The sequence below is a fragment of the Pantoea sp. 18069 genome, assembly GCF_902706035.1.
Taxonomy (GTDB): domain Bacteria; phylum Pseudomonadota; class Gammaproteobacteria; order Burkholderiales; family Burkholderiaceae_C; genus Comamonas.
Window position 1 is genome coordinate 1 of record NZ_CACSJA010000005.1, and the last position, 25,179, is coordinate 25,179.

At 66.2% G+C, this 25,179-nt stretch carries 23 protein-coding genes; 9 read left to right on the top strand and 14 right to left on the bottom strand.

Annotated features, from left to right (window positions below; all coding sequences use genetic code 11):
- Window positions 1–108: 108 nt before the first annotated feature.
- Window positions 109–1,227: an LPS export ABC transporter permease LptF gene (lptF, locus tag GVL12_RS05735; RefSeq protein ID WP_159911771.1), complete on the bottom strand. Its 1,119-nt coding sequence runs from the start codon at window positions 1,225–1,227 to the stop codon at window positions 109–111.
- 23 nt (window positions 1,228–1,250) lie between these two features.
- Between lptF and GVL12_RS05740 the strand changes: the two genes are divergently transcribed.
- From GVL12_RS05740 to GVL12_RS05750, 3 genes are read left to right on the top strand one after another with little or no spacing between them, the layout of a single operon-like run.
- A complete protein-coding gene (locus GVL12_RS05740) occupies window positions 1,251–2,846 on the top strand; it encodes a leucyl aminopeptidase (protein WP_159911773.1) in 1,596 nt (531 codons plus the stop codon).
- Between the two features lie 20 nt (window positions 2,847–2,866).
- Window positions 2,867–3,301, top strand: a complete 435-nt coding sequence (locus tag GVL12_RS05745) for a DNA polymerase III subunit chi (RefSeq protein WP_159911775.1) — start codon at window positions 2,867–2,869, stop codon at window positions 3,299–3,301.
- Window positions 3,301–3,846, top strand: coding sequence for a hypothetical protein (locus tag GVL12_RS05750; RefSeq protein ID WP_159911777.1), 546 nt, complete (start codon window positions 3,301–3,303; stop codon window positions 3,844–3,846). The genes GVL12_RS05745 and GVL12_RS05750 overlap by 1 nt, the downstream gene beginning before the upstream one ends.
- A 36-nt stretch (window positions 3,847–3,882) precedes the next feature.
- Here GVL12_RS05750 and GVL12_RS05755 read toward each other — a convergent pair whose 3' ends face one another.
- From GVL12_RS05755 to GVL12_RS05765, 3 genes are all read right to left on the bottom strand, one after another.
- Entirely contained in the window at window positions 3,883–4,890 is a 1,008-nt protein-coding gene (locus GVL12_RS05755) for a D-2-hydroxyacid dehydrogenase family protein (protein WP_159911779.1), read from the bottom strand.
- Between the two features lie 314 nt (window positions 4,891–5,204).
- The gene (locus GVL12_RS05760; protein WP_200843521.1) at window positions 5,205–5,561 is read right to left on the bottom strand and encodes a hypothetical protein; all 357 of its coding nucleotides are present in this window, start codon (window positions 5,559–5,561) and stop codon (window positions 5,205–5,207) included.
- 56 nt (window positions 5,562–5,617) lie between these two features.
- Complete coding sequence (locus tag GVL12_RS05765; protein ID WP_159911781.1) at window positions 5,618–5,845, bottom strand: hypothetical protein; 228 nt, start codon at window positions 5,843–5,845, stop codon at window positions 5,618–5,620.
- Window positions 5,846–6,239: 394 nt separating this feature from the next.
- Here GVL12_RS05765 and GVL12_RS05770 point away from each other — a divergent pair, with 394 nt between their 5' ends.
- Both GVL12_RS05770 and cyoE read left to right on the top strand, forming a co-directional pair.
- Entirely contained in the window at window positions 6,240–7,406 is a 1,167-nt protein-coding gene (locus GVL12_RS05770) for a heme A synthase (RefSeq protein WP_159911783.1), read from the top strand.
- Window positions 7,403–8,299, top strand: coding sequence for a heme o synthase (gene cyoE, locus GVL12_RS05775; protein ID WP_159911785.1), 897 nt, complete (start codon window positions 7,403–7,405; stop codon window positions 8,297–8,299). The genes GVL12_RS05770 and cyoE overlap by 4 nt, the downstream gene beginning before the upstream one ends.
- A gap of 109 nt (window positions 8,300–8,408) precedes the next feature.
- Here cyoE and GVL12_RS05780 read toward each other — a convergent pair whose 3' ends face one another.
- The 7 genes from GVL12_RS05780 to cyoA all read right to left on the bottom strand — a co-directional run bounded on the left by GVL12_RS05780 (window position 8,409) and on the right by cyoA (window position 15,260).
- Window positions 8,409–8,942: a response regulator transcription factor gene (locus tag GVL12_RS05780; RefSeq protein WP_159911787.1), complete on the bottom strand. Its 534-nt coding sequence runs from the start codon at window positions 8,940–8,942 to the stop codon at window positions 8,409–8,411.
- Window positions 8,914–10,245, bottom strand: coding sequence for an ATP-binding protein (locus tag GVL12_RS05785; RefSeq protein ID WP_200843522.1), 1,332 nt, complete (start codon window positions 10,243–10,245; stop codon window positions 8,914–8,916). The genes GVL12_RS05780 and GVL12_RS05785 overlap by 29 nt, the downstream gene beginning before the upstream one ends.
- A gap of 36 nt (window positions 10,246–10,281) precedes the next feature.
- On the bottom strand, window positions 10,282–11,124 hold the full coding sequence (locus GVL12_RS05790; RefSeq protein ID WP_200843523.1) for an SURF1 family protein: 843 nt from the start codon (window positions 11,122–11,124) through the stop codon (window positions 10,282–10,284).
- The gene (cyoD, locus tag GVL12_RS05795) at window positions 11,121–11,528 is read right to left on the bottom strand and encodes a cytochrome o ubiquinol oxidase subunit IV (RefSeq protein WP_159911789.1); all 408 of its coding nucleotides are present in this window, start codon (window positions 11,526–11,528) and stop codon (window positions 11,121–11,123) included. Before cyoD ends, GVL12_RS05790 begins: the two co-directional genes overlap by 4 nt.
- On the bottom strand, window positions 11,528–12,160 hold the full coding sequence (cyoC, locus tag GVL12_RS05800; protein ID WP_159911791.1) for a cytochrome o ubiquinol oxidase subunit III: 633 nt from the start codon (window positions 12,158–12,160) through the stop codon (window positions 11,528–11,530). The genes cyoD and cyoC overlap by 1 nt, the downstream gene beginning before the upstream one ends.
- Window positions 12,153–14,120, bottom strand: coding sequence for a cytochrome o ubiquinol oxidase subunit I (gene cyoB, locus GVL12_RS05805; RefSeq protein ID WP_200843546.1), 1,968 nt, complete (start codon window positions 14,118–14,120; stop codon window positions 12,153–12,155). The genes cyoC and cyoB overlap by 8 nt, the downstream gene beginning before the upstream one ends.
- A 93-nt stretch (window positions 14,121–14,213) precedes the next feature.
- Complete coding sequence (cyoA, locus tag GVL12_RS05810; protein ID WP_159911795.1) at window positions 14,214–15,260, bottom strand: ubiquinol oxidase subunit II; 1,047 nt, start codon at window positions 15,258–15,260, stop codon at window positions 14,214–14,216.
- Between the two features lie 324 nt (window positions 15,261–15,584).
- On the opposite strand from cyoA, the gene GVL12_RS05815 reads away from it, so the two are divergent.
- The 4 genes from GVL12_RS05815 (at window position 15,585) to GVL12_RS05830 (ending at window position 22,178) form a co-directional block, all read left to right on the top strand.
- The gene (locus tag GVL12_RS05815; protein ID WP_159911797.1) at window positions 15,585–16,922 is read left to right on the top strand and encodes an MFS transporter; all 1,338 of its coding nucleotides are present in this window, start codon (window positions 15,585–15,587) and stop codon (window positions 16,920–16,922) included.
- Between the two features lie 306 nt (window positions 16,923–17,228).
- Window positions 17,229–19,853, top strand: coding sequence for an alanine--tRNA ligase (gene alaS / locus GVL12_RS05820; protein ID WP_159911799.1), 2,625 nt, complete (start codon window positions 17,229–17,231; stop codon window positions 19,851–19,853).
- Between the two features lie 95 nt (window positions 19,854–19,948).
- Window positions 19,949–20,854: a LysR family transcriptional regulator gene (locus GVL12_RS05825; protein ID WP_159911801.1), complete on the top strand. Its 906-nt coding sequence runs from the start codon at window positions 19,949–19,951 to the stop codon at window positions 20,852–20,854.
- 205 nt (window positions 20,855–21,059) lie between these two features.
- Window positions 21,060–22,178 carry an NADH:flavin oxidoreductase/NADH oxidase gene (locus tag GVL12_RS05830; RefSeq protein ID WP_159911803.1) on the top strand — a complete coding sequence of 373 codons (1,119 nt, stop codon included), beginning with the start codon at window positions 21,060–21,062 and terminating at the stop codon, window positions 22,176–22,178.
- A gap of 107 nt (window positions 22,179–22,285) precedes the next feature.
- On the opposite strand, the gene trmB is transcribed toward GVL12_RS05830, so the two are convergent.
- The 3 genes from trmB to GVL12_RS05845 all read right to left on the bottom strand — a co-directional run bounded on the left by trmB (window position 22,286) and on the right by GVL12_RS05845 (window position 25,127).
- Window positions 22,286–22,957 (bottom strand): tRNA (guanosine(46)-N7)-methyltransferase TrmB, encoded by a 672-nt coding sequence (gene trmB, locus GVL12_RS05835; protein ID WP_235033813.1) that lies wholly within the window; start codon window positions 22,955–22,957, stop codon window positions 22,286–22,288.
- Window positions 22,958–23,034: 77 nt separating this feature from the next.
- Window positions 23,035–24,012 carry a tRNA glutamyl-Q(34) synthetase GluQRS gene (gluQRS, locus tag GVL12_RS05840; RefSeq protein ID WP_159911807.1) on the bottom strand — a complete coding sequence of 326 codons (978 nt, stop codon included), beginning with the start codon at window positions 24,010–24,012 and terminating at the stop codon, window positions 23,035–23,037.
- Complete coding sequence (locus tag GVL12_RS05845) at window positions 24,009–25,127, bottom strand: NAD(P)/FAD-dependent oxidoreductase (protein WP_159911809.1); 1,119 nt, start codon at window positions 25,125–25,127, stop codon at window positions 24,009–24,011. The genes gluQRS and GVL12_RS05845 overlap by 4 nt, the downstream gene beginning before the upstream one ends.
- Window positions 25,128–25,179: the final 52 nt, after the last annotated feature.

The following is a 25,179-nucleotide window of genomic DNA, read 5'->3' on the forward strand; positions in this document are numbered from 1 at the left end:
GGAAGCATTCGCTGGTGCGTCTGAACGACCTGTTATCGACGCAGCGGGTTGGGTACCGCTTTCCCTGGTCAATCTGGCTTGATTCCTTTCAGTTCCAAGCCCCGTCTTTTAGGGCGGGGTAATTGACTGCAGGGCTTTCTTGCGGCGGTTGGCCCACAGCGAGCGTATCGACCAGCGGTGGTGGCGCGCGAGCAGCACGCCCAAAGCGCACGCCAGCGTGCCGCCGTGCAGCATTGCCAGAAAGGCGAGGGCGCCTATGCGGCCCGCGCCGACCCAGCTTTGCCCCAGGGTCATGAGGTTGTAGTAGACGATGAATGCGAACAGCGCAATCATCAGGCTGGAGCTGCTGCCCGCGCGCGGGTTGACGCTGGCCACGGCCAGGCCCAGCACGATGAAGTTCAGCGCCGCCAGCGGCAGTCCGAGGCGCCAGCCCATTTCGGCCTGGTAGGCCGGCAGCGGGCTGCTCCACAGCGCATGGGTGTACTGGCTGCGCGCCGATGCATCTTCCTCGGCGCTTGAAATGCCGTCGCCCAGCAGCAGGCCGTATTCCTTGAATTCGCTGATCTTCACGCCCGGGGTGCTGGTCTGCGTTTCCACGCGCTGGCCGTCGCTCAGGATGACCGTGCGCTGGCCGTTCTCTACGACCAGGCGCGCGCTGCGCGCCGAGGTCACGGACTCGGCATGCGGCTCGTTGGTGACGATGAAGACATTGCTCGCGGCCTGGGCGCCGGGCGTGTCCTTGTCGATGAAGAACACGCGCGAGCCGTCGGACGATTCCTGGAATTCACCGGGCGCGATGCGGTCGATGTCGCTGCGCTGCGAGTACTGCGTCTTGAGCTGCTGCACCTGCTGGTTGGACCAGGGCCAGACCAGCGTGGCCAGCACCGCGATCACGGCCACGACCGGCCAGGCAAAGCGCAGCAGCGGCGGCAGAAAAGACACCAGCCCGCGTCCGCTGGCGAACCAGATGACCATTTCGCTGTCCCGGTACATGCGCGACAGAGACCCCACGACGGACACGAACAGGCTCAGCCCCAGAATGGTGGGCAATTGGCCCAATACCGTGAAGCCCATCACCATGATCACATCGGACGGATTGACATTGCCGCGCGATGCCTGGCCCAACGTGCGAATCAGCATCATGGTCATGACGACAGTGACCAGCACCACCAAGGTGGCGCCAAAGCTGCGGGCCAGCTCCTTGCGTATGGATGAATCGAATAACATTGGCTGAAAGGAAAACGCCGATTATGAACTTTGATCTCAAGGCACTGACCATCGCGGCTGCCGCCAACGAAAAATGTGACCTGCTGGTGCTGCTCGTTGCCGAGCCCACGCCCGCTGCGTCCGACCCCCTGTCCTCGCTCGTGGCCCTGGCCCTCAAGCATGGCGATCTGCAGACCGAGGCCGGCAAATCATTGTCGCTCTACCACCTGCCCGCCATTGCCGCGCGCCGTGTGCTGCTCGTGGGCGCGGGCGATGGCTCGGCCAAGGCGGTGCGCAAGGCCCTGGCCGCCGTCGGCCCGGCATTGAGCGCGCCCGCGCTCAAGCGCGCTGTAGTGTGCTTCAGTTTCGATGTCCCTGCGCAGGCGCTGACTGCTGGCGTGCAGGCGCTGGCCGACGCGACCTATGTGTTCGCCACCACCAAGCCTTCGGCCAAGCCCTGCAGCCTGGAAAAAGTGGTGTTTGGCGTGTCGTCGAAAGCCGCGCTGCAGCCGGCATTCGACTGCGGCGTGGCGCTGGCCCTGGGCCAGGGCACGACGCGCGAATGGGCCAATCGCCCGGCCAACCATGCGACGCCCACGAAGCTCGCCGAGGCTGCCAAGGCGCTGGCCAAGCTGCCCGGCATCGAGTGCAAGATCCACGGCCCGGCCGAAGTCGAAAAACTGGGCATGGGCGCTTTTCTCGCCGTGGCCCAGGGCTCGAACGAGCCTTTGCGCCTGATCGAGCTGCATTACCAGGGCGGCGCCAAGGGCGAGGCTCCCGTGGCGCTGGTCGGCAAGGGCATCACTTTCGACACCGGCGGCATTTCGCTCAAGCCCGCGGCCGAAATGGACGAGATGAAGTTCGACATGGGCGGCGCGGCCAGCGTGCTGGGCGTGTTCCGTGCGCTTGCCGAGCTGCGCCCGGCGATCAATGTCGTGGGCCTGATTCCGGCCTGCGAGAACATGCCTGATGGCCGCGCGGTCAAGCCCGGCGACGTCGTGACCAGCATGAGCGGCCAGACCATCGAAGTGCTCAATACCGACGCCGAAGGCCGTCTGGTGCTGTGCGATGCGCTGACCTATGTCGCGCGCTTCAAGCCACGCGCCGTGGTCGACATCGCGACGCTGACCGGCGCCTGCGTGGTCGCGCTCGGCGGGCTGCGCAGCGGCCTGTTCTCGAACAACGAAGACCTGGCCCAGGCGCTGCAGAACGCGGGCGACGCGGCCCAGGACCTGTGCTGGCGCATGCCGCTCGACGACGAGTACGCCGAAGGCCTCAAGAGCAATTTCGCCGACATGGGCAACGTCGCGGGCCGCGCGGGCGGCGCCGTGACGGCCGCGAAGTTCCTGCAGCGCTTTGTGGGCGACATGGCCTGGGCGCACCTGGACATAGCGGGCACGGCCTGGAAGGGCGGCGCGGCCAAGGGCTCGACCGGCCGGCCCGTGGGCCTGCTGGTGCACTATCTGCTCGAAGCGGCCAGGACTGCCCCGGTGGCCGAGAAGGCGCACAAAGCGGTGAAGGCCGCCAAGCCCGCGAAGGCGGCCAAGGTGCCGGCATCGGCCGACACCACGGCGGCCGTTGCCAAGACGATCGCACCCGCTGCCGGTGCGCCCGATGCCGCGACCGATACGCTGCTTTGAGTGACGGCAGCGCCGCAGCCATGACCGAAGTCGCCTTTCATTTCAACGCGCCGGACAAGCTGGCCTACGTCTGCCGGTTCGTGCGCAAGGCCTTGCGCAACGATGCGCGCGTGGTCGTGACCGGGCCGCCGGCGGTCACGCAGGCGTTGTCGCAGATGCTCTGGAAGCTTTCGCCGCCCGACTTCCTGGCCCACGCCTGCGAAGGCGACGACGCGCAGGTATTTGCAGCGTCGCCCGTGGTGCTGGTCCAGGACGAGCGCTGCGCGCCGCACCAGGACGTGCTGCTCAACCTCTGGGACAGCGTGCCGGCGCACTTTGCGCCATTCGCACGCGTGGTCGAGGTGGTGAGCCTGCATGACGAGCAGGACCGGGCCCAGGCCCGCCTGCGCTGGAAACACTACGCGGGGCTGGGCCTGAACATCGTGCGCCATGATCTGGTGCTCAAGGGAGCGTGATGGACCTGCAGCCCAAGGCGCCGCCGCGCTATGTGCCCACCTTGACCGATGTGGTCCAGGACCCGGCTTCTGATTCTGTGCCGGCATCACCGCCGCAGCCTGAGCAGGCTGCGCCGCCCGAGTCGCTGGAGGTGTGGGCTTCGCCCGCGCCTTTCGGGCCCGCAGTGCCGGAGCCGGAGCTGGCGTCTTCGCCGTCTCCCGCGACCGGGCCGTCGGCCCGGTTTCCGCTTGCCGAGGCGGTGCTGCCCAGCCTGGCCGAGCAGGAGTCTGAACCTGAGCCCGGCATCGCGTTGGACGCTGCCGCCTGGGCCCAGGTTCAGATGCAGGCCGAGGAGCGACTGGTGCAGCGTCTGCTCGAGCGCGTGGAGCGCGTGCTGGACCAGCGCCTGCGCGAGTCCATCGCCCAGGTGGTGCAGGAGCAGACGCGTTCCGTGACGCTGCGCCTGCAGGAGGAGCTCGAATCGGTGGTGCGCCAGACGGTGCAGGAGGCGCTGGCCCAGGAGCGCGAGCCCGAGGGCCGGGCCGGGGCGTTCAGGCCGCGTTAGGGGCGTGCGCAGAGGCCGTGGCCGCTGCGCGCGTGGTCAGCGCCCGACCAGTTGGTAGTCGGGGTTCACGATCTGCGTGGGCGTGCCATGGATGAAGTTCACCACGTTCTCGAAGGCCGCACCGAAGTACAGCTCATAGCTGTCCTGCTCCACATAGCCCAGGTGCGGCGTGCAGATGCAGTTTTCCATGCGCAGCAGCGCATGGCCCTGCAAGATGGGCTCGCTTTCGAACACATCGATCGCGGCCATGCCGGGGCGCCCGCGCTGCAAGGCGGCGACCAGGGCATCGGCTTCGATCAGTTCGGCGCGCGAAGTGTTGACCAGCAGGGCCGTGGGCTTCATCAGCGACAGGTCGTTCAGACCTATCATGTGCTCGGTGGCTTCGTTCAGGCGCAGGTGCAGGCTCAGCACGTCGCACTGCGCGAAGAACTCCTCGCGCGTCGTTGCCGTCTGGTAGCCATCGGCCAGGGCCTCGGCACGCGAAGCGTCGCGCCCCCAGATGCGCACGTTCATGCCGAACGCCCGGCCATAACCGGCGACGATACGGCCCACGCGGCCGTAGCCCCAGATGCCCAGGGTTCTGCCGCGCAGCACATTGCCTAGCCCGAAGTTCGGCGGCATGGATGCGGCCTTGAAGCCCGACTGCTGCCAGGCGCCATGCTTGAGGTTGGCGATGTACTGGGGCAGGCGGCGCATCGCGGCCATGATCAGCGCCCAGGTCAGCTCCGCGGGAGCGACCGGCGAGCTCACGCCTTCGGCGATCGCAATGCCGTGATCGGTGCAGGCCTTGACGTCGATGTGCGCGCCCACCCGGCCGGTCTGGGCGATCAGCTTGAGCCGCGGCAGTTTCTCTATCAGCTGCCGGGTGATCGCGGTGCGGTCGCGTATCAGCACGATGATGTCGGCATCGCGCAGTCGCACGGACAGCTGGCCCAGGCCTTTGACGTTGTTGGTGTAGACCTTGGCGTTGAGCGCGTCCAGGCGCGAAGCGCAATGCAGCTTGCGTACAGCGTCTTGGTAGTCGTCCAAAATGACAATGTTCATGACGGGCTCCCAGCTCATGGGCTTTGGGTAGGTAAATGCAACGCAAGCCTGTGCCTGTGCGTGGCAGGCCTGCCTGGAGCAAAAAAGAGGACTGGAGGAACGTGTTGCCCGCTCGCGCCATGCTCACGGCAGGCAGGCCTCAGAACGTGTTCACGATCTCAGATACACCATTGTCCAGCATGCACAAACGAGGATGAGGCGGCGATGCGCGGCGTACAGCGCGAATACCTGGTTCGTTTGTTACAGACTGCCGTTATATGTATCAAGACGTATGTGATGCAAGGAATATACGCTTCAACGCCCGGTGAATTCCATCAGGGCGCGGTGCCGTACTGGCTGCGGAACGCGGCTTCGAGGTCGGCGCAGTCCTTGGGTGTCAGGTCGGCGCGTTTGCGGTCTTCGGGCGCGCGCGCAACTTCCTTGTTGCAGACCTTGATGGCTTCGCGTGCGACCCACTGGTCGCTGCTTTCGGGTGTGGACAGCAGCGAGCCGACGAGCATCAGCACGGCAAACGCGCCGACGGGCAGACCGATGAGCCAGGGAACCAGCCGGTTGCGTGGCGGGGGCGTGGCGCCGCCGGCAGAGGCCGGGGGTGTTTTTCCGCACTGGGCGCAGGGCGAGGTGCTATCGGTCAGCGTATGACCACAGAAGGGGCATGAAAAGGTGGGCATGGGCCATTATCGGCGGTGGTGGGCGGCACGCGCATCTTGCGGCTGGCGCGCCGCCGTCAGCTGGCCGACTGCGCATTCTTGCGGCGGTTGGTCCAGGAGTCGACGATCAGCCGCTGGCCCATCTCGTTGGCACAGCGCAGGTGCAGCAGGATGCTGCCGCCCTTGCCGTCATAGCGCACGCCCGAAGTGAGCAGCGGCTGGCCGCAGGAGAAGCAGGCAAAGCCGTGTTCGTGGTCTTGCAGGGGAAGGTCGGGGATACAGGTGATGTCAGCGATGAAGGTCATGCGCTGCTTATCGGCCGCGCCAGCGCTTACTGTAGGACAGGCGTGGCCGGAAAGTGTGCGCCCGGGCTGGCATGCCTGCCCGAGGTCTGCTCGCCCGCGCAGTGGCGAGCCCATCATCCATAGGGTCACTTGCCGCCGCGCTGTGCCGCTGCACGGGCGCCGATAGAATTGGCCCGGGACAATGCGCCGCGGTCTGCCCGCCAGACCGGTCTGTCAGCGGCCATCGGGCTTGTACGCGCAAGTTTTCCGGTCCCGGCCCTGGCACCACGCTCGCACCCTTGCAGCGTGGTTTTATCCATTTTGAGTGTTCAGATATTTCAGACAATTTTGAAATTACCATCTCCAGACGGTGGTCCTGCGGGACGCTGTCCGGCGCACACGATAAGAGCGAGTGATGACTAGCCAGCCCCTTTACGATTTGCAACCCCTGCTGCATCTGATGCTGATCGGCGCGGTGATCGCGCTCGCACCCCTGGCGTGGGTCTGGTTTCGCAATCGCCAGCACGGTCCGGCCGAGCGGCTGCTTGCGCTCAGCGTTTTCACGCTGTTCCTGACGTTCGACCTGGTGATGTTCGGTGCGTTCACGCGGCTCACGGACTCGGGCCTGGGCTGCCCCGACTGGCCGGGCTGCTACGGCAACGCGAGCCCGCTGGGCGCGCACCTTGAAATCAGCGCGGCGCAGCTGGCCATGCCCACCGGGCCCGTGACCCATGGCAAGGCCTGGGTGGAAATGATCCACCGCTACCTGGCCACCGGGGTGGGCGTGCTGATCATCGCGCTGGCACTGATGAGCTGGCGTCTGGCGCGCAGTACGCCGCTGTCCGCAGGGCGCAGCCCCTGGTGGCCCACGGCCAGCCTGGTCTGGGTCTGCATCCAGGGCGCGTTCGGCGCGCTGACCGTGACCGAAAAACTGTTTCCCGCGATCGTGACGCTGCATCTGCTGGGCGGCACGGTGCTGCTGGCGCTGCTGTGCGTGCCCGCGGTGGCCCATGGCCTGGCGGTGCAGGGTCGCCAGCCCGAAGCCATCGCGCCCTGGCTGCGCCGGGCGCTGGTCGCGGGCCTGGCGCTGCTGACACTGCAGGTGGCGCTGGGTGGCTGGGTCAGCACCAACTATGCGGTGCTGGCCTGCACGACGTTCCCGACCTGCCAGGGCAGCTGGTGGCCGGCAATGAATTTTGCCCAGGCCTTCGAGATCTGGCGACCGCTGGGCATGCTGAAGGACGGCAACCACCTCGATTTCGAGGCCTTGACTGCCATCCATTACCTGCACCGCCTCGCCGCCTATGTCGTGGTGCTGGCGCTGCTCGCGCTGCTGCTCGCGCTGCGCCGCGCCCAGGCGCTGGCGCGCCAGCGCCGCTGGCTGGGCGGCCTGCTGGCGCTGCAGGTGATGACCGGATTGTCGAACGTTCTTTTTGACTGGCCCCTGATTGCCGCCGTGCTGCACACCGGAGGCGCCGCGGCGCTGGTGGGCGTACTGGTCTGGAGTCTTGCGACCAGCACTTCCCGCGCGGACATGGATCAGCGCCGACCCCCTTCCAAGAAAGCCATCGTTCGCGCATGACCACCGACACCCTGTCCTCCGCTTCACGGATTGCCCAGTTCCATGCCCTGACCAAGCCCCGGGTGGTGCAGCTGATCGTCTTCTGCGCGCTGATCGGCATGGTGCTGGCCGTTCCCGGCTGGCCTTCGGGCGCGCAGTGGCTGCAGATGGCGGTGTCCTGCGCCGGTATCTGGCTGGTCGCTGCCGCGGCCGCGGCTTTCAACTGCCTGGTCGAAAAGCACATCGACGCGCGCATGCAGCGCACGTCGTGGCGGCCCACGGCGCGCGGCGAGCTCTCGAGCATGCAGGCGCTGGTGTTCTCGGCTGCGCTGTGCAGCCTGGGCGCGGCCATCCTGTTCATCGGCACCAATCCGCTGACGATGTGGCTCACGCTCGCGACCTTCGTCGGCTATGCGGTGATCTACACCGTGGTGCTCAAGCCGCGCACGCCGCAGAACATCGTGATCGGCGGCGCCTCGGGCGCGATGCCGCCGGTGCTGGGCTGGGCGGCAATGACCGGCCAGGTCGGGCCCGAAGCGCTGATCCTGTTCCTGATCATCTTCCTGTGGACGCCGCCGCACTTCTGGGCGCTGGCGCTGTACCGCGTCGAGGACTATCGCAAGTCGGGCCTGCCCATGCTGCCCGTGACGCATGGCAGCGAATACACGCGGCTGCAGATCCTGCTCTACACGCTGGTGCTGTTCGTGGCCTGCCTGCTGCCGTTCATCTACGGCATGAGCTCGTGGCTCTACCTGTTCGCGGCCGTGGTGCTGGGCGCGGGCTTTTGCGCCTACGCCTGGCGCCTGCGCCGCGCCTATTCCGATGCGCTGGCCTGGCGCACGTTCAAGTTCTCGCTGGTGCACCTGAGCCTGCTGTTCGCGGCGCTGCTCATTGACCACTACCTGTTTATGTAAGGGCCGCAACAGGCTTCGGTCGTCCACGCGTTCGCTCCACCCGAAGCCCGTAAAACTGGCGCGCCCCAGCCCAGGGGAAGCGGCGTTAGCCGCACAGGGGGTGTTTCTTTTATTTGACCTGCCGCTTCTCCAGCTTGCGCGCCAGCGTGCGTCTGTGCATGCCCAGGCGGCGCGCGGCCTCGGAGATGTTGAAGTCGCTCTCGGCCAGCGTTTCGTGGATATGTTCCCACTCGAGCGTCTTGATCGAGCTGGTCTGCTGGGTCAGCTCGACTTCGGTGTCGCCGGCAATGCGCCCGAACGCGGCTTCGATGTCGTCGGTGTTCGACGGCTTGGCCAGGTAGTGGCAGGCGCCGAGCTTGACGGCTTCCACCGCCGTGGCGATGCTCGCATAGCCCGTGAGCACGACGATCAGCGCCTGCGGGTTGTGCTCGTGCAGCATCTGGATGCAGTTGAGCCCCGACGTATTGCCCGCGAGCTTCAAGTCCATCACCGCATAGCCGGGACGGTGCTCCTGCAGCAGCAGCCTGACTTCATCGGCGCTGGCCGCGCGCAGCACCTGGTAGCCGCGCCGCTCGAACGAGCGCGCGAGGGTGCGCGCGAACGCGGCGTCGTCTTCAACCAGCAGCAGCAGGCGTGTGTCCATGGTCTGTATCTCCTAAGGTGATGGACGAGAGCGGAAACTGGATCCGCACTTCGGCGCCGCCGTCGTCGCGGTTGCGCGCCGACGCCGTGCCCTCGAGCGAGCGCGCGACGTTCGTCACCAGGAACAGGCCCACGCCGCGTCCCGCGCGATCCGTCTTGTTCGATTGCTGGTACTTGCCGAAGTTGCGCAGTATTTCGGGCGCGAAGCCCGTGCCGCGGTCGAGCACCGTGATCACCAGCAGATCGCCCTCGCGGCGCAGGCGCAGCTCGACTTCGTCGGCCGATGCCTCGATGGCGTTGTCGAGCACATTGCAGATCATCTGCTGCAGCGCGGTGTCGGAGATGATCGCCATGTCCTGGGCAATGCCGTTGTGGTAGCGAAAGCGCCCCGGGTGGTGGCTCGACTGCCACTGCGCGATCAGCCGGTCCATGAAGCGAAACAGCGTCGTCGGCTTGGGCGCGTCGGCGCGCGCTTCGCCGGCCGACAGCAGCACGTTGGTGACAATGCTCTTGCAGCGCAGCAGTTGCTGCTGCATTTCATCGAGGTCCTGCAGCAGCTCGGGGTGGCGGGCAATTTCGGGAATGCGCTGCCAGTCGCCGAGAATCACCGACATGGTCGCCAGCGGCGTGCCCAGCTCGTGCGCGGCGCCGGTGGCGAGCAGGCCCATGCGCACGATATGTTCCTCTTCGCTGGCGCGCTGGCGCATGTCGGCCAGGCGCGAGTCGCGCCGGCGCAGGTTGCCGACGATGCGCGTGAGGAAGATTACCAGCAGCACCGTGGTCAGCGCAAAGCAGGTCAGCAGGCCGATCACATAGAGGTTGTTGTCCGGCTGCACGGCCAGGGGCCGCGACGAGCCGGCCAGGTCGATGACGCACAGCGTGGTGATGGCCGCGATGACCCAGGTATAGGCGGGCGACAGCAGCACCGCGCTCAGGATGGCCTGCAGCAGGAACAGGTAGATGAACGGGTTGCTCGCGCCGCCGCTGAGGTATAGCTGCACCGAGAGCGCGGCGACGTCGGCCAGCAGTGCGCAGAACAACCCTAGGCTTGTGACATTGCGCCGGCGCCATTTGAACCAGTAGAGGTAGCCGAGGTTGGTGACGATCAGCGCCATCAGCACGGCCGTCATTTCGGGCAGCGGCAGCGGAATGCCCAGGCCGTAGTGCACGACGGCGATGGTGATCACCTGGCCCATCACGGCAAGCCAGCGCAGCTGTATCAACAGCTGCATGTTCTTGCGTTCGGTGGTGAGGTCGACCTGGGACAGCGGGTCCGGGGAGCGAGGGCGAAGGGAGCGATTCACCGCAGCGATTTTGCAGCAAGCGGCGAATCGGCCGGCCTACAAGGTCTTGTGCGCGGGCGCGGCCTGGCGCTTTTCCCAGCGCACCACGACGATGGCGGCGACCAGCACCATCAAGGCCATGCCATACCAGGTCAGGGCATAGACCAGGTGGCTGTTGTGGAAGGCGATCACCGTCATGCCCGGGCGCGGCCAGGTCGAATGGGCGACAGGGATCCCGGGGCTGTCCATGCCGGCGCTGTCCCTGGCACGGGCGAGGTCGGGGCGGCCTTCGTCGATGAAGTAGGGCGCTGCCTTGTCCAGGCCCTGGGCCGCGGCGATGGCCGCGACGTCGCGCGAATACCAGCGTTGCTGCCGGGCATCGTTGTCGCGCAGAAAGCCGCCGCCGGGCTCGGTCATGCGCAGCAGGCCGGTGATGGTCTGCTGCGCCGATTCGGACGCCGGCGCGCCGCTTTCAGGCAGCCAGGTCTGACGCTCGCTCGTGGGCACGAAGCCGCGGTTGATCAGCGTCTGGCTGCCATCGGCGGCCTGCAGCGGCGTGAGCACCCAGAAGCCCGAGCCCAGTTCCGTCGCGGCCTGTGCCAGCACGGTCTTGTGCTGCAGAAAGCGTCCGGACACCGTGACCGGCAGGTATTCATGCTGCTGTGCGTTGACCTGCGGCCATTGCGCGGGCGTGGGCACCGCCACGGGGGCGGCACGCACGCGCTCGGTGACGCGTTCGATCAGCGCGAGCTTCCAGGCGCGGCGCTGCAGCTGCCAGCTGCCCAGGCCGAGGAAGGCAACGAACAAGGCCATGCCCAGCAGTGCGAGCATGGCCTTGAGCAGTACCGAACGCGGGCGTGCTGGCCCGGCGTTCGACGCGTGGGGACGGGCAGAGGTCAAGACTGCGGAGCGCTGATGGCCAGCGGCTCGTCGTGGTGCGGCATCATGTTGGCGTTCATGTGGTACATGACCCAGAGCGTTCCCGACAGCGCGATCACGACGAAGATCACGGTGAAGATCGTCGACAGCAGGGTCCAGCCGGCCTCGACCTTGCTGTTCATGTGCAGGAAGTAGTACATGTGGACCAGGATCTGGATGATCGCGAACGCGCCCAGCACCATCACGGCGGGGGTGCGGCCTTCGATGACCTTGGCCATGATCAGCCAGAACGGAATCGCCGTCAGGATGACCGACAGCACGAAGCCCGTCATGTAGCCGGAGAAGGTGCTGTGCGGGCCCGCGTCATGGTGGTGGTCATCATGCGCGTCGTGCGCGTGGCCGGCGTGGATGTCGTGTGCGCTCATTACAGCACTCCCATCAGGTAGACAAAGGTGAAGACGCCGATCCAGACCACGTCCAGAAAGTGCCAGAACATCGACAGGCACATCAGGCGGCGGTTGTTCTCGTGCGTCAGGCCGTGCTTGTTGATCTGCAGCATCAGCACGACCAGCCAGATCAGGCCGAAGGTCACGTGCAGGCCGTGCGTGCCCACCAGCGTGAAGAACGACGACAGGAAGGCGCTGCGGCCCGGGCCCGCGCCCTGGTGCAGCAGGTGCGAGAACTCATAGAGTTCCAGCGCCAGGAAGCACAGGCCGAGCACGCCGGTGATGGCCAGCCAGCCCAGCGTGGCCTGGATCTTGCCCTGCTGCTTCTTGAGCATGGCGAAGCCGAAGGTGATCGACGACAGCAGCAGGAAGGCCGTGTTCATCGCCACCAGCGGCAGGTCGAACAGATCGGCGCCGGTCGGGCCGGCGGCGTAGTTGCGGCCCAGCACGCCATAGGTGGCGAACAGTGCAGCGAAGATGAGGCAATCGCTCATCAGGTAGAGCCAGAAGCCCAGGGCCGTGCCATTGGCCGGGTGGGGTTCCTCGGCCAGATGGTAGTCGCGCGGTTCAATGGCGCCTGCGGCGCCGGCGTTCATGCGGAGTTCAGACATTGCGAGCAAGCAGTTCGGTGCGGGCGTCTTCAGTCGCAGCAACTTCGGATGCTGGAATGTAGAAGTCGCGCTTGTAGTTGAAGGTATGGATGATGGAGATCAGCACCACGGCGGCAAACGACAGGCCTGCCACCAGCCACATGTGCCAGATCATCGCGAAGCCGAACAGCGTCGCGACCATGGCGATCACAAAGCCGGCGCCGGTGTTCTTGGGCATGTGCAGGGCCTTGAAGCCCGCGAGCGGACGCTGGTAGCCGTGCTTCTTCATGTCCCACCAGGCGTCGATTTCGTAGACCTTGGGCGTCATCGCGAAGTTGTAGTCAGGTGTCGGCGAAGCCGTCGACCATTCCAGCGTACGGCCATCCCATGGGTCGCCGGTCAGGTCGCGCAGGGCCACGCGGTCGCGGAAGCTGACCCACAGTTGCATCAGGAAGGCGGCAATGCCCGCGGCGACGATCAGCACGCCGACGAACGAGATGTACAGCCAGATGTTGTAGGAGGCGTCCTCGAACACGTTGACGCGGCGCGTCGCGCCCATCAGGCCCAGCACGTACAGCGGCGTGAAGGTGACCCAGAAGCCGACCAGCCAGCACCAGAAGCAGACCTTGCCCCAGAACTCATCGAGCGTGAAGCCGAATGCCTTGGGGAACCAGTAGTTGATCGCGGCGAACAGGCCGAACACCACGCCGCCGATGATCACGTTGTGGAAGTGGGCGATCAGGAACAGGCTGTTGTGCAGCACGAAGTCGGCAGGGGGCACGGCCAGCAGCACGCCGGTCATGCCGCCGACGGCGAAGGTGGCCATGAAGCCCACGGTCCACATCATGGGCACGGTGAAGCGGATGCGGCCCTTGTACATGGTGAACAGCCAGTTGAAGATCTTCGCCCCGGTAGGGATGGAGATGATCATCGTGGTGATGCCGAAGAACGAGTTCACGCTCGCGCCCGAGCCCATGGTGAAGAAGTGGTGCAGCCAGACCAGGTAGGACAGGATGGTGATCGCGACCGTGGCATACACCATCGAGGTGTAGCCGAACAGGCGCTTGCGGCTGAACGTGGCGGTGATTTCCGAGAACACGCCGAAGGCCGGCAGGATCAGGATGTACACCTCGGGGTGGCCCCAGATCCAGATCAGGTTCACGTACAGCATGGCGTTGCCGCCCATGTCGTTGGTGAAGAAGTGCGTGCCCGCGTAGCGGTCCAGCGACAGCAGCAGCAGCGTGGCCGTGAGCACGGGGAACGAGGCCACGATCAGCGCGTTGGTGCACAGCGACGTCCAGACGAACACCGGCATCTTCATCAGCGTCATGCCAGGCGCGCGCATCTTGATGATGGTCACCAGCAGGTTGATGCCGGACAGCGTGGTGCCGACCCCGGCGATCTGCAGCGACCAGATGTAGTAGTCCAGTCCCACGCCCTCGGGGTTGTGGCCGAGGTTGGACAGCGCCAGCCAGCCCGACGTCGAGAACTCGCCGATGAACAGCGACACCATCACCAGGATGGCACCGGCGGTGGTCATCCAGAAGCTGAAGTTGTTCAGGAACGGGAAGGCCACGTCGCGCGCGCCGATCTGCAGCGGCACGATGTAGTTCATCAGGCCCGTGACCAATGCCATGGCCACGAAGAAGATCATGATGGTGCCGTGGGCCGTGAAGATCTGGTCGTAGTGGTGCGGCGGCAGGAAGCCCAGGCCGTCGACCGTGGCCATGGCCTGTTGCGCGCGCATCATCAGCGCATCGGCGAAGCCGCGCAGCAGCATCACGATGCCCAGGATCATGTACATGATCCCGATCTTCTTGTGGTCGATGCTGCAGATCCAGTCGCGCCACAGCGGACCCCAGAGCTTGAAGCGGGTCAACAGGGCGAGCACCGCGAGGCCGCCGAGCACCACGGCCACGAAGGTGGCGAGAAGAATCGGATCGTGCAGCGGTATCGATTCCCAGCTCAACCGTCCGAAGATCAGTTGGGCTGCATCAAATTGGTCAGACATAAAGGGTCTCTTGTGAGGCGGACAGCAGGCCAGGCGGGGCCGGCCTGCTGTCCGCCGAATTGCTTATTGCTGGATAACGGCTTCGGAGGCCACGCCGGCTTCCAGGGCGGCCGTGATTTTCGCGGCGTCTTCGGTCGTGCAGATGTCGCCCGACAGGTTCAGGCCCTTGGCGCGCATATACGACTCGCCGCCGGCCTTGTCGATGGCCATCATGGTGTGCATGCACATCTGGCCTTCCTCGACGCAGCGGTTCAGGACCGTGTGGTAGAGCTTGGGGTCGACATTGCCGAAGCGTTCGACCGGGTTGCGCTCGCTGGGCTTGACCAGTTCGAGGTAGCTTGCGCGGTCCAGCGTCTGGCCTTCGGTCTTGGCCTTGGCGATCCACTCGGCGAAGCCTTCGTCGCTCAGGCCGTGGAACTTGAACGTCATGCCCGAGAAGCCCGCGCCGCTGTAGTGCGAGGACATGCCCTTGTAGACGCCTTCCTTGTTGATCACCGCATTGAGTTCGGTCTGCATGCCGGGCATGGCATAGATCATGCCGGCCAGGTCAGGCACGTAGAACGCGTTCATCGTGGTGGTCGACGTCAGCTTGAAGTGGATGGGACGGTCCACGGGCGCGGCGAGTTCGTTGACCGTGGCAATGCCTTGCTCGGGGTAGAAGAACAGCCATTTCCAGTCCATGGCCACGACTTCCACGGTCAGCGGCGTGACGTTCTCCGCCAGCGGGCGCTGGGCATCGATGCGGTCGAGGGGACGGTAGGGGTCGAGCTTGTGGGTGCTGATCCAGGTGATCGCACCAAGGATGATCACGATGATCAGTGGCGCCGTCCAGATCACCAGTTCGAGCTTGGTCGAATGGTGGAAGTCGGGATCGTACTCGGCTTCGGTATTCGACTGGCGGTACTTCCAGGCGAAGAAGAACGTCAGCAGAATCACCGGGACGATGATGATCAGCATCAGCAAGGTGGCCAGCATGACCAGATCACCTTGCTGCGCGGCGATATCGCCTGCGGGGTTGAGAACTACGGCATTGCTGCAGCCGCTCAGGGCGGCGACGAGCGCAGTAGCTGTGAGCCACGCAGGCCCACGGATTTCCTTGGATTGAAGCATGTCATGGGCGCGCCAGAAGCGCGCTTAGGTGTAAACGTGAGATTGGAACCAGCGTAAATGTAATAAAAAGGAGCGAAATGTCGATTGGACATTTTGTCCCACGTCACTGCGTGGGTGTATTGCGCCATTCTTGGTAGATCAGCGGATTTCGATGTAGGCGGGTAGGCCGAACCGATGTCGGTCGGCGGCAGACCCTCCCGGGAGAGAGGGCTGGCAGCAGTCGGGTTGTAGTTATTGGCTGACGCGCGCAGGCGCCGAAGCCGTACCGGGCCAGGCTGTTGACCAGCGTAGAAAGAGCGAGTCAATTGAATGGGAGGCATCTCTATGAGCGCAACCGGTTACACAGCATTGTCCGCAGGAGGGCGAGAAAGCCCTCAAGCACTGTCCCGTGCGGATACGGACGAGGAGGTCAGCCCTGGTGATATCGCGGTGGGCGTGATCATTGGCCGGTCTTCGGAATATTTCGATTTCTTTGTGTTCGGCATCGCCTGCGTGCTGGTCTTCCCCGCATTGCTGTTTCCCTCCTATACGCGCCTTGACGGCACGCTGGCGTCGTTCGCGATCTTTTCGCTGGCCTTCATCGCACGGCCGTTCGGCACGGCCATCTCCATGGCGGTGCAGCGGCGCTGGGGGCGCGCAACCAAGCTGACCCTGGCGCTGTTCCTGCTCGGCACCTGCACCGTGGGCATGGCCTTCCTGCCCGGCTACCAGAGCCTGGGTGTCTGGGCCATCGTGCTGTTTGCCGCGCTGCGCATAGGCCAGGGGCTGGCGCTTGGCGGTTCCTGGGACGGTCTGCCGTCGCTGCTGGCGATTTCCGCGCCGCGCGAGCGCCGGGGCTGGTTCTCCATGCTCGGCCAGCTTGGCGCGCCCGTGGGCTTCTTCATGGCCGCGGGCCTGTTCGCCTATGTCTACGACCATACGACCTCGGAAGAATTCCTGGCCTGGGGTTGGCGCTATCCGTTCTTCGTCGCCTTCGCGATCAACGTCGTGGCGCTGTTCGCGCGCCTGCGGCTGGTCGTGGGGCAGTCGTTCTCGCACCTGCTGCACCAGAACGAACTCGAGCCGGTCAAGGCCTCGGAAGTGGTCGGCACCGAAGGCCGCAACGTGGTCATCGGCGCGTTCGCGGCGCTGGCCAGCTTCGCGCTGTTCCACCTCGTGACCATCTTCCCGCTGTCCTATATCGAGCTGTATTCCGATCAGCCCGTGGGCGACGTGCTGCGGGTGCAGATGCTGGGCGCGGCCGCCGCGTGCGTGGCGATGGTGGCTTCGGGCTGGCTCGCGGACCGGTTCGGGCGGCGCAACACGCTGGGTACGATGGCCGCGCTGATCTGCGTGTTCAGCTTTGTCGGCCCCTGGATGCTGGGCAATGGCCAGAGCGGCAACAACGGCTTCCTGATCATCGGCTTCATCCTGCTGGGCCTGTCCTACGGCCAGGCTTCGGGCACGGTCACGGCGAACTTCACGCCGCGCTACCGCTACACGGGCGCGGCGCTGTCGGCCGACATGGCCTGGCTGGTCGGCGCGGCCTTCGCGCCGCTGGTCGCGCTCGCGGTGTCGGCAAGCTTCGGCCTGTTCGGCCTGGGCATCTACCTGCTGTCGGGCGGCATCTGCACGCTGGCGGCGCTGGCCATCAATCGGGCGATTGAAGCCCGAGACAGCTAAAGCACCCCCTGAGGCGCTTCGCGCCTTCCCCTCTCAACCTTCGGTGGAGGGGGGCGCCCGGCCAGGGGTGCCCGGCGAGGGGCGCCCGGCTAGGGACAGCAGCCTCGCTGCGGGGCGGCCCTTGCTCGCTGCTCCTGAGCTGGTGCACGCCAGTATCTAGGAGGGCGACAGGGCTCTTTTTGGCGCTACCTGGGGCTGCCGCCAAAACCACGCCGCACAAATCTATAATGGAAGATTGTCCCGCTGTACGGCGGCGCGCCTTTTCATGCGAGCGTGCAGGCGCTGCGCACTTCCAAACCATACGCCATGAGCCAACCCACTTTTTCCGTTGCCGAAATCAGGAAGTCGTTCCTGGACTTCTTCGCCTCCAAGGGCCACACCATCGTGCCGTCGAGCTCGCTGGTGCCGGGCAACGACCCGACGCTGATGTTCACCAATTCGGGCATGGTGCAGTTCAAGGACGTGTTCCTGGGCACGGACAAGCGCCCCTACACGCGCGCCACCTCGGTGCAGGCCTGCCTGCGCGCCGGCGGCAAGCACAATGACCTCGAGAACGTGGGCTATACGGCCCGCCACCACACCTTCTTCGAGATGCTGGGCAACTGGTCGTTCGGCGACTACTTCAAGCGCGAATCGCTCAAGTGGGCCTGGGAGCTGCTGACCGAAGTCTACAAGCTGCCCAAGGAGCGCCTGCTCGCGACCGTGTATGCCGAGGACGACGAGGCCTACGACATCTGGACCCAGGAAATCGGCCTGCCGCCCGAGCGCGTGATCCGCATCGGCGACAACAAGGGCGGCCGCTACAAGTCCGACAATTTCTGGATGATGGCCGACACCGGCCCCTGCGGCCCCTGCTCGGAAATCTTCTACGACCACGGCGACCACATTGCCGGCGGCCCTCCGGGCAGCCCCGATGAAGACGGCGACCGTTTCATCGAAATCTGGAACAACGTGTTCATGCAGTTCGACATGGACGAGCAGGGCCGCGTGACCCCGCTGCCCGCGCCCTGCGTGGACACCGGCATGGGCCTGGAGCGCCTGGCCGCCATCTTGCAGCATGTGCACAGCAACTACGAGATCGACCTGTTCGCGGCGCTGATCAAGGCCGCGGGCCGTGAAACCCACATCACCGACCTGAGCACGCCTTCGCTCAAGGTGATCGCCGACCATATCCGCGCCACCTCCTTCCTGGTCAGCGATGGCGTGATTCCGTCGAACGAAGGCCGCGGCTACGTGCAGCGGCGCATCGTGCGCCGCGCGATCCGCCACGGCTACAAGCTGGGCCAGAAGACGCCGTTCTTCCACAAGCTGGTCAAGGACCTGGTGGCCGTGATGGGCGACGCCTATCCCCAGCTGCGCGAACAGGAAGTGCGCATCACCGAAGTACTCAAGGCCGAGGAAGAGCGCTTCTTCGAGACCCTGGCCAACGGCATGGAAATTCTCGACAGCGCCCTGGCAGGCGACGTCAAGGTGCTGCCCGGCGACGTGGCGTTCAAGCTGCACGACACCTATGGCTTCCCGCTCGACCTGTCGAACGACGTGGCGCGCGAGCGCGGCCTGAGCGTCGATGAAGCCGGTTTCCGCGCGGCAATGGAAGAGCAGAAGAACAAGGCGCGCGCCGCCGGCAAGTTCAAGATGGACCGCGCGCTCGAATACGCCGGCGCAGCCAATGCCTTCACCGGCTACGCCCAGCTCGCGGCCCCGGCCAAGGTGCTGGCGCTGTACGCCGACGGCACCAGCGTGCAGTCCCTCGCGGCCGGCCAGAATGGCGTGGTGGTGCTGGACAGCACGCCGTTCTATGCCGAGTCGGGCGGCCAGGTCGGTGACGAAGGCGTGATCCGCGCCGACGGCGTGCGCTTTGCGGTGCAGGACACCCTCAAGATCAAGGCCGATGTGTTCGGCCACCACGGCACGCTGGAAACCGGCAGCCTCAAGGTGGGCGATGCGGTGTCGGCCGAAGTCAATACCGAAGTGCGCGCCGCGACCATGCGCAACCACTCGGTCACGCACATCATGCACAAGGCCTTGCACGAAGTGCTCGGCGACCATGTGCAGCAAAAGGGTAGTCTGGTCAACGCCGACCGCACGCGCTTTGACTTCACGCACAACGCGCCGGTCACCGACGCGCAGATCCGCGAGATCGAGCGCCGCGTGAACGCCGAAATCCTGGCCAACAGCGACACCCAGGCCCGGGTGATGGACATCGAAAGCGCGCAGAAGACCGGCGCGACCATGCTGTTCGGCGAGAAGTATGGCGAGACCGTGCGCGTGCTGGACATCGGCAGCAGCCGGGAACTGTGCGGCGGCACGCATGTGCAGCGCACCGGCGACATCGGCCTGTTCAAGGTCGTGGGCGAAAGCGGCGTGGCCGCGGGCGTGCGCCGCATCGAGGCCGTGACGGGTGCCAATGCGCTGGCCTATCTGCAGTCGCTCGAAGACACCGTGGGCCAGGCCGCAGCCGCGTTCAAGGCCCCGGCCACCGAGCTCAACGGCCGCATAGTCCAGGCGCTCGAGCAGATCAAGGCGCTGGAAAAGGAAATCGCCGCGCTCAAGGGCAAGCTGGCGTCGAGCCAGGGCGACGAACTGCTGGCCCAGGCCGTCGACATCAAGGGCGTGAAGCTGCTTGCGGCGCGCCTCGAAGGCGCCGATGCCAAGACCTTGCGCGAGACCATGGACAAGCTCAAGGACAAGCTGGGCAGCGCGGTGATCGTGCTGGCCGCGGTCGACGGCGACAAGGTGCAACTGGCCGCTGGCGTGACCAAGGACTGCACGGCGAAGCTCAAGGCGGGCGAGCTGGTCAACCATGTGGCGCTGCAGGTCGGCGGCAAGGGCGGCGGCAAGCCCGACATGGCCATGGCCGGTGGCACGGACGCCGCGGCGCTGCCCGCGGCGCTCGCTTCGGTCCAGGCCTGGGTGAGCGAACGTCTTTGATGGTGTCTGGCCGGATGGCTCCGGCCAGCCTGGCGGCGCTCCTGTCGATGACTGCGATATAAACCAAGCTGGTTTGTTTCGAGGTGGCGACAGGAATGAAAGATATCAGGAGCATGGACCTCAACCTGCTCAAGGCGTTCGACGCCTTGCTGGACGAGTGCAACGTGACCCGGGCTGCCGCGCGCCTGGGGCTGACCCAGCCGGCGATGAGCGGCATGCTCACCCGCCTGCGCGAGAGCTTTGGCGACCCGCTGTTCGCGCGTGCCCAGCGCGGCATGGTGCCCACGCAGCGCGCGCTGGACCTGGGCCTGCCCATCAAGCAGGTGCTGGCCGGGATCGACGCGCTGCTGCAGCCACCGGTGTTCGACCCCACCACGGCGCGGCTGACCTTCACCATCGCCGCGACGGACTACGCATTGCGCGCGATCGCCGTGCCGTTTCTGGCAGCGCTCAAGCCGCTGGCGCCGCACATCCGCGTGGCGCTGGTCCCGGTCAGGAACGGGCAGGTGCAGACCCAGCTTGAACGTGGCCAGATCGGCCTGGCCTTGCTGAGCCCGGAAAACACGCCGCCGGACCTGCATGCGCGCGAGCTGTTCAAGGAGCGCTACGTCTGCGTGCTGCGCGAAGGCCATCCCGCGGCGACGGGCCGAAAACTGACGCTCAAGCAGTTCTGCGCGCTGGACCATGCACTGGCATCCTACGACGGCGGCGGCTTTCACGGCGTGACCGATGAAGCGCTGGAGAAGCTGGGCAGGCAGCGCCAGGTCACGGTGTCGGTCAAGTCCTTTCTGATCCTGCCGGACATTCTGCGCGCCAGCGACATGGTGGCCATCCTGCCCAGCCGCCTGGTCAAGGGCATGCAGGGACTGGTCATTTCCGAGCCTCCGCTCGAGGTGCCGGGATTCACCAAGACCGCCGTCTGGCACGAGCGCACCCACCACGACCCCGCGCACCGCTGGCTGCGCGAGCTGCTGGTCAAGTCCTGCGCCGCCACGCACTGACTGCCGCACCATCGCCGCTGATATAGCGCCAGGTGATGCAGATCATAAATTTATAGAATTTGATTTATTTCAGGGTGCCACCATTTTTTGCAGTGGCCACGGAGCGTTTGTCGTTTCTGCGGCCGTTTGCGTCGCCACGCCCCGCTGCGGATTTTCCGCGGCGCGGGCCTGTCCCTTTGTCTTTTTCGCTTCCCAGAAGATCAGCATGTCCGCATTGTTCTCCCCATTCACCCTCAAGGATGTCACGCTGCGCAACCGCATTGCCGTGCCGCCCATGTGCCAGTACAGCGCCGTCGATGGTTTCACCACTGACTGGCACCAGACGCATTACGCGTCGATCGCGCGCGGCGGCGCAGGGCTGGTGATCGTCGAGGCCACGGGCGTGTCACCCGAAGGCCGCATCACCCCGGACTGCCTGGGCCTGTGGAACGACGCCCAGGCCGAAGGCCTGGCGCGCATCGCGGCCTCGATCAAGTCCGCGGGCGCCGTGCCCGGTATCCAGATCGCTCATGCGGGCCGCAAGGCCGGCGCCAACCGGCCCTGGGATGGCGACGACCACATCGCCGCAGGCGATGCCCGCGCCTGGCAGCCTGTCGCGCCGTCGGCCATCGCTTTCGGTGGCGGCCTGTCGCGCGTGCCGGCGGAAATGACGCTGGCCGACATCGTGCGCGTCAAGGCCGATTTCGTGGCCGCCGCGCGCCGTGCGCGCGACGCGGGCTTCGAGTGGCTGGAGCTGCACTTTGCCCACGGCTACCTCGCGCAGAGCTTCTTTTCGGCGCATTCGAACCAGCGCACCGACGCCTACGGCGGCAGCTTCGACAACCGCGCGCGCTTTGTGCTCGAGACGCTCGCGGCGGTGCGCGAAGTCTGGCCGCAGAACCTGCCGCTCACGGCGCGTTTCGGCGTGATCGAGTACGACGGCAAGGACGAGCAAACGCTGGCCGAGTCGATAGCGCTGGTCAAGAAGATGCGCGCAGGTGGCCTGGACCTGCTCAACGTCAGCGTCAACTTCGTGATTCCCGACGTGCAGATTCCCTGGGGCACGCCGGCCTTTCTGGCGCCCATCGCCCAGCGCGTGAGCCGTGAAGCCGGCCTGCCGGTCGCCTCGAGCTGGGGCATCGACGACGCGCAGATCGCCGAGCGCGCGGTTGCCGAGCAGCAAATGGCGCTGGTGATGATTGGCCGCGCTATGCTGGCCAATCCCCACTATCCCTATGTGCTGGCACAGGCGCTCAAGCAGGAGCGCCCTGACTGGACGCTGCCCGCGCCGTATGCGCATTGGCTGGAGCGCTATCGCGGCGCGGGTAAGAAGTCCGTGCAGTGAGGATGCGCATGCCGGGCTGAAAGCCGCGGTGCGCAGGTAGCCTGCTGCAGGCGCACCTGGCCAGATAGCGCCTGCTTCGCCCAGGCGGCGAAGCCGCTCAGGGGCGCTTATTTCCGGCGAAAGACCAGGTCCCAGACGCCATGGCCCAGCTTGATGCCGCGGTTCTCGAACTTGGTCAGCGGTCGGTAGTCGGGCTGGGGCGCATAGCCTTGGGCCGTGTTGGCCAGCATGGGCTCGGCCGACAGCACTTCAAGCATCTGCACGGCATAGGGCTCCCAGTCGGTCGCGCAGTGCAGGTAGCCGCCGGGCTTGAGGCGCGCGGCGAGCTTGGCGATCAGCGGAGCCTGGACCAGCCGGCGCTTGTTGTGCTTCTTCTTGTGCCAGGGGTCGGGAAAGAAGATGTGCACGCCGTCGATGCTGGCTTCGGGCAGCATGTTGTCTATGACTTCCACGGCGTCATGCCGCAGGATGCGGATGTTCTTGATGTCCTGCTCGCTGATGCGCTTGAGCAGCGCGCCCACGCCGGGTTCGTGCACTTCGCAGCACAGGAAGTTGTCATCGGGGCGCACGCGCGCAATGTGGGCCGTGGCCTCGCCCATGCCGAAGCCGATTTCGAGAATCAGCGGTGCCGTGCGGCCATAGGCGGCGGGCGCGTCCAGCGGCGCGGCCTGGTAGTCCAGCAGGAACTGCGGCCCGACTTCGGCAAAGGCCTTGGCCTGGCCGGTCGTCGTGCGGCCGGCGCGCAGCACATAGCTTTTGATGGTTTTGGGATAGGCCACGCCGGCGGGGGTATTGCCGGGCGTAGCGTCTTGGGGGGCGTCGGGGCCGGGAGCGGCCGCATGGGTTTGGTGTTCAGTCACAGGGCGTGATTGTAATTAGCTCGCCAGGCTTGAACCCACAGGGCCAATGCATCGGCCAGGGATTTGTGGGTGCAATCGGCCACGGGCAGGCCCAGCGCGGCCGCGGCGGCGGCCAGGGCGGCGCGGCAGGCCTGGGGCGTGGACGTGTCGATGGAGCGCGCGCCATGCTGCTTGGACAGCTTCTCGCCATCGGCGCGGCGCACCAGCGGGGTGTGCAGATACACGGGCGTGGCCAGGCCCAGCGCCTGCTGCAGCAGCATCTGGCGCGGCGTGTTGTCGGTCAGGTCTTCACCGCGCACGACATGGCTGATCTGCTGCAGGCCGTCATCGACGACCACGGCCAGCTGGTAGGCCCAGAGGCCATCGGCGCGGCGCAGCACGAAGTCGCCCACGCTGTGAACGAGGTCCTGGGACTGCGCGCCGAGCCGGCGGTCCTGCCACAGCAGGCTGCCATCGGCCGCGTCCCAGGCGGGCGCTGCCTGGCCGTCGAAGGGCAGCGCCTGGCGCGCCGCTTTTTCGGTGGCAAAGCGCCAGGCGCGCGCCGGCCGGCCCTGCAGGCCCGCGCGGCAGGTGCCGGGGTAGGGCCGTTCGACATGCCGCTGGCGTTCCATGCCCAGCCGTTCCCAGGCCATTTCGATGTCGCGCCGCGTACAGGCACAGGCATAGGCGAGCCGGCGGGCCAGCAACTGCTGCAAGGCCTGCTCATAGAAGCTGCAGCGCCGGGATTGCCAGACCGGCGTTTCGTCGGGCCGCAGGCCGCAGGCGGCGAGCTGCTGCAGGATCAGGTCGTCGGCGCCGGCCATGCAGCGCGGCGGGTCGATGTCTTCGATGCGCACCAGCCAGCGCCCCTGGTGCGCGCGCGCGTCTAGCCAGCTGGCCAGCGCCGCAACCAGCGAGCCCGCATGCAGCGGGCCCGTGGGAGAGGGCGCAAAGCGCCCTGCATAAGAAGAAGTCGGAGTCTGCAGACGCGTCATGCCACTTTCAACGCCAGCTCCAGGCCGGAGACGAACGCGTCTTCCACGCGCGCGCCCAGGCACCAGTCGCCGCAGACGCCGAGGCTGGTCTTGCGGTTCCAGAGGAAGGGGTGGCCCAGCGTGCTCATGGTCTGCGCATGCGGCCAGAAGCGGCTGCTGACGTGGCTGGGCGTGGCATGGATGCCGGTGATTTCGGCGAAGGCTTTTTGCAGCTTGGCCTGGATGCGCGGGCCGTCATCGTTGCGGTGTTCCTGCGACCAGGCGGGGCTGGCCTGCACGGTCCAGCGCTCCATTGAGGAGCGCCCCGGCTTGGAGGATTCGCGCGCGAGCCAGGCGACGCGGTGGTGGGTGCTGCGCGCCGCATTCCAGTGGGGGCCCAGCGTGGTCAGCCCGGGCTGCTGCGCCTGGGCAAAAGTCAGGTGCAGCGTCCAGCAGGGCGCGATGTCGATTTCGCCCAGCGCCTGGCAATGCAGGTCGGCCAGGCCCGTGGGCTCGAGCAGGGCGCGCGCCAGGGGCGCGGGCAGGGCCAGCAGCACGGTGTCGAAGCCCGCATGCACGGTCTGTTCGGTCGCGTCGAGCGCATTCTCGGTCTGCAGCTGCCAGCGCGTGGGGTCGAGCCGGTCGCGTTCGAGCGCGGTGACGCGGCACTGCGTGAGCAACTGGCCCGCATCGGCGAGCGGCTGGGCCCAGGCGGCGGGCAGGCTTTGCATATGGGGCGTGGCGACCCAGTGGGACTCGCGCGGCGGCGGCACGGCGGTGGCGATGCGCCCGGCGCTGTCGAGCACGCGTATGGTGGTGGCGCTCCAGGGGCGGCACAGCTTGGGGGACAGCGCCAGCACCTGTTCGAAGCGCGGATCGCGCACGGTGAAATACTGGGCGCCGGAGTCGAAGCTGCCATGCGATGTCGAATGAACGGCCATGCGGCCGCCGACTTGCGAGCCCTGCTCGAATACCTTGACCTGATGACCGGCCTGCACCAGCGTGCGGGCGCAGGCCAGGCCCGCGATGCCCGCGCCGATCACGGCGATGACCTGCGGTCGGTGGCGGGCGCGGCGCGGGTGCTGCGCGGCGGTGGGGACGGGGGCTGGGGTGCGGAGCGTGCGCGTAGCAGTCATGTCAAGCCTTTCGGAAAACAGGGAGGCGAATTCTGCGGTCTCGCTGAGCCTC

Coding starts and splice junctions, on each gene's coding strand:
- GVL12_RS05830 (WP_159911803.1), top strand. CDS start 21,060: ATGTCCGCATTGTTCTCCCCATTCACCCTCAAGGATGTCACGCTGCGC.
- GVL12_RS05845 (WP_159911809.1), bottom strand. CDS start 25,127: ATGACTGCTACGCGCACGCTCCGCACCCCAGCCCCCGTCCCCACCGCC.
- cyoA (WP_159911795.1), bottom strand. CDS start 15,260: ATGCTTCAATCCAAGGAAATCCGTGGGCCTGCGTGGCTCACAGCTACT.
- GVL12_RS05760 (WP_200843521.1), bottom strand. CDS start 5,561: ATGCCCACCTTTTCATGCCCCTTCTGTGGTCATACGCTGACCGATAGC.
- GVL12_RS05825 (WP_159911801.1), top strand. CDS start 19,949: ATGAAAGATATCAGGAGCATGGACCTCAACCTGCTCAAGGCGTTCGAC.
- GVL12_RS05740 (WP_159911773.1), top strand. CDS start 1,251: ATGAACTTTGATCTCAAGGCACTGACCATCGCGGCTGCCGCCAACGAA.
- GVL12_RS05755 (WP_159911779.1), bottom strand. CDS start 4,890: ATGAACATTGTCATTTTGGACGACTACCAAGACGCTGTACGCAAGCTG.
- GVL12_RS05770 (WP_159911783.1), top strand. CDS start 6,240: ATGACTAGCCAGCCCCTTTACGATTTGCAACCCCTGCTGCATCTGATG.
- alaS (WP_159911799.1), top strand. CDS start 17,229: ATGAGCCAACCCACTTTTTCCGTTGCCGAAATCAGGAAGTCGTTCCTG.
- lptF (WP_159911771.1), bottom strand. CDS start 1,227: ATGTTATTCGATTCATCCATACGCAAGGAGCTGGCCCGCAGCTTTGGC.
- GVL12_RS05815 (WP_159911797.1), top strand. CDS start 15,585: ATGAGCGCAACCGGTTACACAGCATTGTCCGCAGGAGGGCGAGAAAGC.
- gluQRS (WP_159911807.1), bottom strand. CDS start 24,012: ATGACGCGTCTGCAGACTCCGACTTCTTCTTATGCAGGGCGCTTTGCG.
- cyoC (WP_159911791.1), bottom strand. CDS start 12,160: ATGTCTGAACTCCGCATGAACGCCGGCGCCGCAGGCGCCATTGAACCG.
- GVL12_RS05750 (WP_159911777.1), top strand. CDS start 3,301: ATGGACCTGCAGCCCAAGGCGCCGCCGCGCTATGTGCCCACCTTGACC.
- GVL12_RS05745 (WP_159911775.1), top strand. CDS start 2,867: ATGACCGAAGTCGCCTTTCATTTCAACGCGCCGGACAAGCTGGCCTAC.
- GVL12_RS05765 (WP_159911781.1), bottom strand. CDS start 5,845: ATGACCTTCATCGCTGACATCACCTGTATCCCCGACCTTCCCCTGCAA.
- GVL12_RS05780 (WP_159911787.1), bottom strand. CDS start 8,942: ATGGACACACGCCTGCTGCTGCTGGTTGAAGACGACGCCGCGTTCGCG.
- cyoD (WP_159911789.1), bottom strand. CDS start 11,528: ATGAGCGCACACGACATCCACGCCGGCCACGCGCACGACGCGCATGAT.
- cyoE (WP_159911785.1), top strand. CDS start 7,403: ATGACCACCGACACCCTGTCCTCCGCTTCACGGATTGCCCAGTTCCAT.